This window comes from Microcystis sp. M53603_WE2, assembly GCF_030065435.1.
On sequence record NZ_JASJFF010000369.1, the window covers coordinates 1 to 1,949 of the forward strand.

1 protein-coding gene and 1 pseudogene are annotated in these 1,949 nt (G+C 40.3%); one reads left to right on the plus strand and one right to left on the minus strand.

Features of this window, described 5'->3' with window-relative positions; genetic code table 11:
* Nucleotides 1–36 precede the first annotated feature (36 nt).
* Nucleotides 37–501: pseudogene (locus PX481_RS07895) on the minus strand (adenine-specific methyltransferase EcoRI family protein); the annotation flags it as partial.
* Nucleotides 502–724: 223 nt separating this feature from the next.
* On the opposite strand from PX481_RS07895, the gene PX481_RS07900 reads away from it, so the two are divergent.
* Nucleotides 725–1,621 carry an AEC family transporter gene (locus PX481_RS07900; RefSeq protein ID WP_002761395.1) on the plus strand — a complete coding sequence of 299 codons (897 nt, stop codon included), beginning with the start codon at nt 725–727 and terminating at the stop codon, nt 1,619–1,621.
* The last annotated feature ends 328 nt before the right edge of the window (nt 1,622–1,949 follow it).

The window sequence follows — 1,949 nt, forward strand, 5'->3', positions numbered from 1 at the left end:
ATAAAGTTCATTTTGTCAAGGATTGTTAAGATGCGCTTACCCTGTTAAATCAATATATTCAGTTTGGATTCGTTTATTCTTGATTAGTATTCTAAAATAAGGACATTTCCCATTTACTGATAAATCTTTATCATCATTCCCCTTCCTGAATTTAATTATTTCAAATTGGTCGGGATTGAATTTATGTAAAAATGTTATTGGTACACCCATAACCCCCTTGAAGTCTAAGGGAATGTCTTGGGTTTTATTGACATTAATTCCATCATAATTGTCATATTTTGGATATTCAGCTTCATTGCCAAAATATCTTTTTGTCAGAGCCATATCTTCCTGTCGTTTTGATGTGTCTAAGTTGGTTAACCATAAACAATTATTTGGAGAAACTATTCTATTTCCAGAATTGTCAATACGAGCCTCTGTTCCATAAAGTTCATATTGTTCGGGAACAATGAAACCAGAAATACCTCTACCAAGATTTATTCCTAACCACGCTTTGTTTTCTGGTTCTTCGTTACTTGGTATGGTTCGGTAGGGTGTCATAAATCGACTAAATCCTTATCTGGCAAGAGATTTAATTGATTAGTTCGCTCTAGATCGAAAACAATTGACAAAAATCTCAGCAATGTCTCTCTCTATAAGGGTTTCATCTCTTATAATCCTGTATGTTGCATAAGACAAACCGAAGAGCCTTTTTTCTGTTTACTATTTACTTTTTACCTGATTAATGCTTGTCATCCTCTCCGCTATTATTCCAGTGGGTTTTATCATCCTCATCGGTGTGATAGCAGGAAAAGTTCTCACTGTTGAAGTGCATTCCCTTTCCCAAATCACGGTGTATATTCTTGCTCCCGCTTTGGTGATTGATGGACTCTATCGCACCACTTTATCCGGCAGCAATATCGGTTTAATTCTCCTAGGCTTTGCCCTTATTTCACTGGTAATAGTGATTGTCGTCGAAATTATCGCCTATTGTCTCAGTCTCGATGCTGATACCCGCAAAAGCCTCATGGCTGCCGCCGTGATGCCCAATAACGGTAATATGGGTTTACCTGTGGCTAGTTTCGCCCTGGGTGCGGCTGGACTGGAAAGAGCGATAATCTATATGATTGGCTCTAGTATTCTTTTATTTGGTATTAGTCCCGCTTATTTGCGAGGAAAAAGCTTTCTTTCAGGATTTCGCTTAGTTTTTCAATTGCCCTTAATCTGGTCAATTTTTATCGGCATTAGCTTTCAAACTTTCTCTTTTCATCTTCCCCTGCAATTAGATAAAAGTGTTAGCTATCTAGGACAAGCGGCAATTCCTTTGGCTTTAATTATCCTAGGTATCCAATTATCTCAGCAAAAATTAGCGATCGGTAAATTAGAATTATTAGGAGCCGGTTTGCGTCTTTTAGTCGCTCCTCTTTTGGCATTTGCGATCGGCAATAGTTTAGGATTAACCGGTATGGATCTAAAAATTCTCATCCTACAAAGTGCCATGCCCACCGCCGTTAATACTGTCATTTTAGTCACAGAATTCGGTGGTTCGGCCGCTTTGATGGCCCGCACAGTTGTGGTCACTACCCTTGCTAGTTTTCTGACTATTCCTTTCTTTCTTTGGTTATTAAAAGTCTATTTATAATTAGGGTTTGCTGACAAAGTTTGTTGGTGGAGTCAGGATTCAGGATTCAGGAGTCAGGAGTCAGGAGATAGGAGTCAGGAGTCAGGAGATAGGAGTCAGGAGTCAGGAGATAGGAGTCAGGAGATAGGAGATAGGAGTCAGGAGTCAGGAGATAGGAGATAGGAGTCAGGAGATAGGAGTCAGGAGATAGGAGATTATTTTATTTATTCTCCCCACACCCCACACCCCACACCCCACACCCCACACCCCACACCCCATCTCCCCATTTCCCACTTCCTACTTCCCACTTCCCCACTTCCCATCACTGGATTTGACGGAGACAGGACAA